The organism is Idiomarina sp. UBA4206, from assembly GCF_002383015.1.
Taxonomy (GTDB): domain Bacteria; phylum Pseudomonadota; class Gammaproteobacteria; order Enterobacterales; family Alteromonadaceae; genus Idiomarina; species Idiomarina abyssalis.
Map to the genome: position 1 here is coordinate 195828 of NZ_DFTS01000043.1, position 8036 is coordinate 203863.

Annotated in this window: 5 protein-coding genes; all 5 read right to left on the reverse strand. The window is 45.6% G+C overall.

Features of this window, described 5'->3' with window-relative positions; all coding sequences use genetic code 11:
- Window positions 1–160 precede the first annotated feature (160 nt).
- A complete protein-coding gene (locus B3180_RS10075; RefSeq protein ID WP_199494993.1) occupies window positions 161–3130 on the reverse strand; it encodes a TonB-dependent receptor in 2970 nt (989 codons plus the stop codon).
- A 134-nt stretch (window positions 3131–3264) separates the two neighbouring features.
- On the reverse strand, window positions 3265–3915 hold the full coding sequence (locus B3180_RS10080; RefSeq protein ID WP_278358290.1) for a 3'-5' exonuclease: 651 nt from the start codon (window positions 3913–3915) through the stop codon (window positions 3265–3267).
- A 2-nt stretch (window positions 3916–3917) separates the two neighbouring features.
- The gene (locus B3180_RS10085; RefSeq protein WP_278358289.1) at window positions 3918–5750 is read right to left on the reverse strand and encodes a DUF294 nucleotidyltransferase-like domain-containing protein; all 1833 of its coding nucleotides are present in this window, start codon (window positions 5748–5750) and stop codon (window positions 3918–3920) included.
- A gap of 108 nt (window positions 5751–5858) precedes the next feature.
- The gene (locus B3180_RS10090; RefSeq protein ID WP_278358288.1) at window positions 5859–7574 is read right to left on the reverse strand and encodes a sodium:solute symporter family protein; all 1716 of its coding nucleotides are present in this window, start codon (window positions 7572–7574) and stop codon (window positions 5859–5861) included.
- Between the two features lie 6 nt (window positions 7575–7580).
- Window positions 7581–7847, reverse strand: coding sequence for a DUF4212 domain-containing protein (locus tag B3180_RS10095; RefSeq protein ID WP_054491183.1), 267 nt, complete (start codon window positions 7845–7847; stop codon window positions 7581–7583).
- Between the last annotated feature and the right edge of the window lie 189 nt (window positions 7848–8036).

An 8036-nucleotide genomic window follows, 5' to 3' on the forward strand; every position in this document is an offset into this window, starting at 1 on the left:
TTTTTCAACCGCTTCGGTTCTCCGTCGAGCTTTCATCGACTCCTGAATATCCGACAAAAACGCCATAACTTCCACAGTGTTCCCCTATTATAAATGACAGACAAAAAAGCCGGGAATCAGAGAGTTCCCGGCTTGAACGTTCCAGTTCTATTGCTTTACTTTAGAACTTAACTTCTGCACTCAAACGCACATAGCGTGGAGTCTGGAAGTTAGTTGGCAAGCCGTAAAGCTCATTTTCCTGGCCTCGGGCAATAAGACCGTAGCCATAATCAACCGCTTCATAACCTGCGAAACGTTCTGATACTTCATTAACCTCAGTTGCAGTGTCATTGTTAAACACATTGAAGACATCTGCACGGAAGGTTACATCCGTATCACCGATCATCATGTTATAACGAGCAGTCAAGTCTAAACGCCACTGGCTATCTGTACGACCTTGTGAACCTCGTGGCGCTATTTCGCCATCCTTAACAAAAGACTCAGCACCGTACAGCGAAGCATAAGTGTCCGTAGGGTGGTAACCGAAGGCATTAACCGGACGACCAGATTCCCAGCTAAAGTTAGCTCCCAGGCTGAATGCATCTGTAAGTGCATATGAGCCGCGCAACTTAACCATATGACGACGGTCATTTGGCAAGTTACCATAAGAACCATCTGTTAATCCTGGTTGGTCAAAGTTCGTTGTCAGTCCAGCATCATCCTGCCCATTATCTGAACGAACAAAACCTTCGTTATTTCCCCAACTATGAGACCAAGTGTAACTACCGTCAAACATCCATTTATCATCAAACTGACGTTTAACAGTCACATCAACAGCTGCGTACTTACGCTCAGATTCAGGGTAGCCTAAGTAGCTTCCCGGAATTGTATACTGTTGATTTTCCAGTGGACCAGACTCACCATCCGGATCGGTAGTGATAGTCACGTCATTACCGGGGTTGGTAAGAACATAATAGTGGAAGCCACTGGCACACATAGTACAAGCTGAACCAAACTCATCCTGCAGGTATTCGTTAAAGCCAGCATCGATCGCCACATCCTCCAGCGAACTGCCGAGCTCACGATACGTACCTTTAACACCTACTGACCAATTTTCAGAAACCATGGTTTCATAGCCCAGGATGTATTCATCTTGGTACATAGGGTCAAGATCAGCGTTAACTGTTTCACCAGTGCCTTTCAAAGTACCGTCAGCATAGACAGAACGGCCATCTAAGTCACCAAAGACAGGTGTATTATCATCGTTGATATCGGCAACTTCATAGGTGCTTACAACATAGTACTCGTCACCAGCAAGGCGAACGTTTGTATTAGTTGCTACAGGCAAGAAGTAACGACCATAGTTAGCAAATAACTTGCTCTCACCATTACCATTGATATCCCAGCTTAAACCAACGCGAGGTGCCCACTGATCAGAAACATCAACAAACTTTTCACCGGCTTTGTTGTAGTTCTCAAATGTCTCATTACGTAGTCCAATGCGGGCAACAACGTCGTTTGTTACGTACCAAGTATCCTGAACGTAAAATGCGTTCGATTTAGTCTCGAAGCTACCTTCGTTGCTGTAAATGTTTTCATCAACCAAAGTACATCCGACAAGATCACCGTCAGAGAAACCTGAAGAGTCACAACCATAGTAAGTGTAAGCTACACCGCCAGCACGCTCAGTTTTTTCGTAAGCTTCCATATCTTCATAGTCAATACCGGCACGAATCGTATGATCCGGGTGGACATACCAATCGATATCAACACGATAAGCTGTACGTTTATCTTCCTGAACAGAAGGCGTTGCTAAACCAAAGTTTGTAAACTGACCAGAGTAACCGTCTGCATAGATAGCAACAGTATCCGAGCTCGCGTTACGGTTTGTATAAGTGGCTTCGTTAACGCCGTATAAAACACTTAGCGTTAAGTCATCGGTTAAAATACCCGTATATTGAGCCGCATATGACTTCCCGCCGCGGTCTAATACGTAATCACCGTACAATTCACCTTGCGCGTCTTGCTCGGCATTGTAAGCGTACTTACTGGATTCCAGTTCGCTTGAGTTATCCCAACCCGTAAATTCGATAATATGGTTTTGGGTAATATACCAGTCTAATTTACCAGCAAATAAAACGTCTGATGCATCTCTTTCGTAGGACTGTCCTGCAGTAGCAAAGTCGCTTACACGATCTTTAAAGTTAACCAAACCGAAGAAAAACAATTTATCTTCGACCAGTGCGCCACTTGCCCAAACGTTGTAGTTGTTTTCACCAATTTCATCTTTGCTATTTAACTGATAGTAAGGGCTACCGTTGCGGGCTAATTGCTCCTCGTCAGTCAGGATCACATCTGGTTTATCAGAACGCAGTGAAGATGGCTCAAAATAAGCACTTGCTCCGGCTTTAAATTCATTCGAACCGGATTTCGTGGTAGCGTTTATGACACCACCCGTAGAGCGTCCATATTCAGCAGAATAACCACCCGTTTTTACTTCAAACGTTTCGTACATTTCGAATGGTAACTCAGAACCACCAAGTCCATTACGGAAGTTCGTTACGTTCAAGCCATTGACGTAATAAACGTTTTCACCCACTGACGCCCCACCAAAGGAAGCCAGGTTACCAAACGCTGAGTCACCGCGGGTTGTGCCCGGTGCTAGCAAAGCAACTGAAGAAAGATCACGAGGGACAGGAACCTTGCTCAAAAAGTCCTGGCCAATAACGAGCTCAGATTCAGACGATGTAGTGTCAATAGAAGAAATAGCCGAGCCTGTTACCTGGATTGTTTCCATTTGTTCTTGAGTAACAAGTGTCAAATCGATATTGGTACGACCACCGACTTGCACACGCAGCATTTCTTCTTCCAACACTCCGTAACCCGACTTCGTTGCTTTTAAAGAATACTGTCCGGGCGGTAGTAAAGGAAAGCGGTAGTTACCGTTTTCATTGGTAGTAACGGTACGAGTTAATCCTGTTTCTAAATTCGTTATGGTAATTTGGACATCATTAATTGCATCTCCAGCCTGGTTTTCTGCACTACCAAGCAGAAAACCTTTTGACTCATCAGCAAGAGCCGGTGCGGCACTGCCTAAAGTCAAAGCCACAGCTGATGCTGCAACACTCACTTTGAATATTGAATTTTTCATGATTGTATTTCCCTGGGTTTTTAAGACTTATTATCTCCAAAAGTTACAATATTACGCAGTGAAACATCTTATTAAACTTTGTAACACCTTGTAACATTCCCACGGTATCATGTTTTTAAATACATCTAAAATACCTAATTAGCCGCTCTTTTTAATAAAGAGGTTGCTGGCCTATTAGAGTTCTCATTTGAGTAACACTGCGCCAAAAAAAGCTCTGCACAAGCGAGGGTATCTGTTAGTGCGTGGTGAGCATGATAGTCAGGTAAGTTATAACGCTTTCGACACGCACTCAGCGTTAGTTGGCCACCTTGAATAGGTTGCTGAGGATTCCGCTCAAGTTTGTTTTTTTCAAAAGCTAAAGTGTCGAAAACTGCCCGCGGTTTAAAAAGTGTGCCGTACTCCGCCTCAATATGCTTCAAAAACCGCCAGTCCATGCCTTTGTGGTGGCAAACTAATACGGCATCATTCAAAGCTCGACTTAACATACCGAACGTTTGCCTGGGCTCCGAGCTATGCAGAAAGTCTTGCTGGGTTAAACCGTGGATAGTCGGACTTTGACCTAATTCAAGCTCCTGTCCGTGAGCAAAAACATGATATTGAGCATTGCCGTAGTGCATTACTGGCGGGTGTATGGTCATCCACGCAATCGACAATATTTGATGCTTCTTTGGATCCAGCCCGGTACTTTCAATATCCAGCGCAACATACCGCAACTCTTGCCAGGGGCGTTTTAGCTTTTGCCGGCGGTCGTACCAATGAGCAAGTCTCTCTAACCATTGCGCCATAACTAATAACCCTGGCGACTGAATTTTAAGCCTACGCCCTGTTGGGCTTCTTTAATTATCTTAAATGCGGTTTTCAGTTGGCGCCTTGATAAGGTACTTAACTCATCCGGGTCTATTGCGTTTTTGGGTTTATCTGTTCCCCAAACTTTTAGCTGATGATTCAACCTCAGTTGAGTCAGAAATTCCCAGGCTTCCAGCAGCGACTGGTTATCGCGTCGGTTTAGCAGCTTACTCCCTTTTAAAGCTGCTAGTCGAGCGGGCGTACTCGGCGATGTCAGCCCTGCCTGCAGAGAATAAATGCGGGCAATATCATTAATAAGTGCAATCCCGTAGCGCTTGATATCAATGGTGTCGCCATCATCCGTGTCCTCTGTACGCAACCGATTAAAAAGCCCAAGCGGAACACTTATCTTATTGACTAAAATCGCTAAGTTTCCTAAAAACATTTCATTCCTGGCTAAATCAGCTATTTGCTTACGATACTCTTGGTAAAACTTACCGGGCCCCACCACCGGACGACTGTCAAAAAATATCTGGCAGTACATCAAAGCCTTAGGTGTCGGACTTTCTATCCAGTTAGTGAAACGCTTTTTCCACTCATCTATTGTGCCGCGACAATCAGGGTTAGATGCCATAATATTGCCCGGGCATGAGGGGATACCGCATTCATTGAGCCCCTCACAAACATACTCCCCCAAACCGGCAAACCAATCCTTTTGTTTGTCGGTTAAACCGTTACTCAATAACAGGCCATTGTCCTGGTCCGAACTTAACGTCTGGTCTTCCCTTCCTTGCGAGCCAAATGCGAGCCAACTGTATGCAGCCGGTGCAGCGCCATTCTCTTGCTCGTACAACTGTATAAGCTGGCGTGTCATACCGTCGGTAACCGACGCCATAAGACGACCCAGTATTGAGGTTTGTTTTACGCGACTGGCAAAAGTTTGCAGGTAGTCCGGAAGCTTTCTAGCCTCTTCTACTAACTGCTCTTTGCTACCGGCTTTACGAATGGCGCTGATGAGAAACACCGGATCACTGCGTTGCTGGCGGATTAGGTCGGTAGCGGTCACCATGCCTACAGGTTGATTTTGATCATTAACCACGGGCAGATGGTGAATGTTGCTGGAAGTCATTGTTGTCAGCGCATCCATTAATGAGCGATTCTCATAAACAGATTCAGGTAATTGCGTCATTACTGCGGCAACTCGAACGTCAAGCGGCAAGCCTTCTGCCACAACGCGGTTTCTCAGATCTCTGTCGGTCAATATTCCCACAAGCTGGGTATCATCTACAACCAGCACAGAGGATATCCCGTTGCTGGACATCAGCTTTGCCGCTTCCTGTACAGAGGTGTCACTGGTTAAGCTAACGGGGGGCATTGTTACGACATTACCGACCGTTTGCTCACTCCAGTCAAGCTCATCATTTTCGTCACTTTTTTGCTCTGTTAGCAAGCGTTGTCCATGCGCCCTGATGAAATACTGTTCGAAGGGTTTCGACACATTACGAAGACGATCGAAGGCAGACTGAGGCAAAACGTAAACAATGCCATCCTCTATTGTTTTAAGTTTATTTACTACTTCTCGACCCGATAACAACGACGGATAGCCGAAGAGATCGCCATTTTCCAGGCGCTCAATTAACCGTCCATCAGCGCCTCGCAAATCAAAGACTCCCGAGCGCACTATAAAAAGTGCAGGTCGCATGTCTTTCATAATTTCATTGCAGTTTTCTTCATTCATATAAACGGACTGCAATTGAGATACCGCCCAACTTCTCTGCTCTTCAGATAACGTATCAAATGGAGGGCAATCTTTTAGAAATGCATTTACTTCCATGAGCTGACCTCAATGTGGAAAAGCTGACTTCAGTTTTGTGTATTAACACAACTTAGTCAATAAAAAGCCCAGCACTCGGGCTGGGCTTTAACTGTATTATGTTATTCATTAGTGAGACTGAGCTTCACCCGATCCTTTCGGATAACGAATGGACTCAACCAGCTCCTGAATATCTTCCGGGGCGTCACCAGTAAATTTATGCACAACAACCGCAACAACAAAGTTGATTATCATACCTAAAGTACCAATACCCTCCGGTGAGATACCGAATAACCAGTTTTCCTGAGTATTTAACTCCGGAGCGACGAACTTGAAGTAAACAATGTAGCAGAAGGTAAACAGTATACCGACAACCATACCAGCTACTGCACCTGCACGGTTCATACGCTTATGGAATACGCCCATGATGATCGCAGGGAAGAAGCTCGCTGCCGCTAAGCCGAACGCGAAGGCGACCACCTGCGCCACGAAGCCGGGCGGATAGATACCGAAGTAAACCGAGATAATTATCGCGACCGCCGCTGCGAGTCGGGCGTAGAAGAGCTCCTGTCTATCCGTGATATTCGGTGCCAAATTTCGTTTCAATAAGTCATGCGAAACTGACGTCGAAATAACCAATAGCAAGCCTGCAGATGTAGAGAGCGCAGCGGCTACCCCACCGGCAGCTACAAGTGCAACGACCCAGGCTGGCAAATCAGCAATCTCAGGGTTAGCTAAAACCATGATGTCACGGTCAATAGTCATTTCATTGCGCTCATCACCTGAATAGAACATTTTGCCGTCATCGTTCTTATCTTCCCAAGTGATCAGACCGGTTTTTTCCCAGTTTTTAATCCAGCTTGGTGCATTCTCATATTCAACGCCCGTTAATTCAGGACCATTGATAGTATTGAACATGTTGACCTTGGCAAACGCAGCAATAGCAGGCGCTGTTAAGTAAACCACAGAAATAAAGGTCAGAGCCCAGAACGCAGAGCGACGTGCATCGCGTACTTTAGGTACGGTGAAAAAACGCACAATAACGTGAGGCAAACCGGCAGTACCGACCATTAATGCAGCTGTGATGAAGAACACATCGACTTTACTACGCATACCTTCCGTATATGCAGCAAAACCAAGTTCCTGAGACAGTCCATCGAGCCGGTCAAGCAGGTAATTTCCTCCGCCCGGAACGTCTTGAGCTATGGTTGCGCCAAAGCCAGTTTGGGGCAAGAAATGATCCGTCATTAATAGTGAGATGAATACAGCAGGTACAACATAAGCAAACATCAGTACAACGTATTGTGCAACCTGTGTGTACGTGATTCCCTTCATACCACCGAGTACGGTGTAGAAGAAAACGATGATTGCGCCAATAATAACACCCGTTGCAATATCCACTTCCAGGAAGCGGGAGAATACAACACCGACACCACGCATTTGTCCTGCAATGTAAGTAAAGCAGATCAAGATAGCGCAGATTACTGCGATAGTACGAGCGGTTTGTGAATAGTAGCGGTCGCCAATGAAGTCCGGCACAGTGAATTTGCCAAACTTGCGTAGGTAAGGAGCAAGGCACATGGCCAATAAGACATAACCACCTGTCCAGCCCATTAGGTAAACAGAACCATCATAACCAGCGAAGGCTACGATACCCGCCATTGAGATAAAAGAAGCAGCTGACATCCAGTCAGCAGCTGTGGCCATCCCGTTCATTACCGGGTTAACACCACCGCTTGCTACATAAAAGTCATTCGTTGAGCCAGCACGTGACCAAATTGCGATACCAATGTATAGCGCGAAGGTCAGGCCGACGATTATAAAGGTGAGCGTTTGAATATCCATAGCGCCTTAGTCCTCGTGTACATTATATTTGTTATCTAACGCGGCCATGCCCTTCACATAAATGAAGATGAGCACGATGAAAGTCAGAATGGAGCCTTGCTGTGCAAACCAAAATCCCAGCTTAAAGCCAAAGAAAGTAATTTCGTTAAGCACGTCCACCAGTATAATTCCAAAGCCATAGGAAACGATAAACCATACAACTAACAGCTTGAGCATCAAGCTGAGGTTCTCTTTCCAATACGCTTTGGCATGAGATTCGCTTTCGAATGCCATAACGTCCCCTCCAGTTGTTCAACATTATTGTTTTTGGGTCGCTAACAAATGTAAGTGGGATTGTTAATAGGGGAAATTGGACTTTGGTCGTAGCCGCTGCTGAAGTAAGGTGTTTGTTTCGGACATAAAAAAAGCCCCCAGCGTAAGCTGGGGGCTGTTTTATTAATAGTCTGGCGGTGACCTACTCTC

Excerpts from the sequence above, each read along its gene's own strand:
- B3180_RS10090 (WP_278358288.1), bottom strand. The coding sequence starts at position 7,574 with ATGGATATTCAAACGCTCACCTTTATAATCGTCGGCCTGACCTTCGCG.
- B3180_RS10075 (WP_199494993.1), bottom strand. The coding sequence starts at position 3,130 with ATGAAAAATTCAATATTCAAAGTGAGTGTTGCAGCATCAGCTGTGGCT.
- B3180_RS10095 (WP_054491183.1), bottom strand. The coding sequence starts at position 7,847 with ATGGCATTCGAAAGCGAATCTCATGCCAAAGCGTATTGGAAAGAGAAC.
- B3180_RS10080 (WP_278358290.1), bottom strand. The coding sequence starts at position 3,915 with ATGGCGCAATGGTTAGAGAGACTTGCTCATTGGTACGACCGCCGGCAA.
- B3180_RS10085 (WP_278358289.1), bottom strand. The coding sequence starts at position 5,750 with ATGGAAGTAAATGCATTTCTAAAAGATTGCCCTCCATTTGATACGTTA.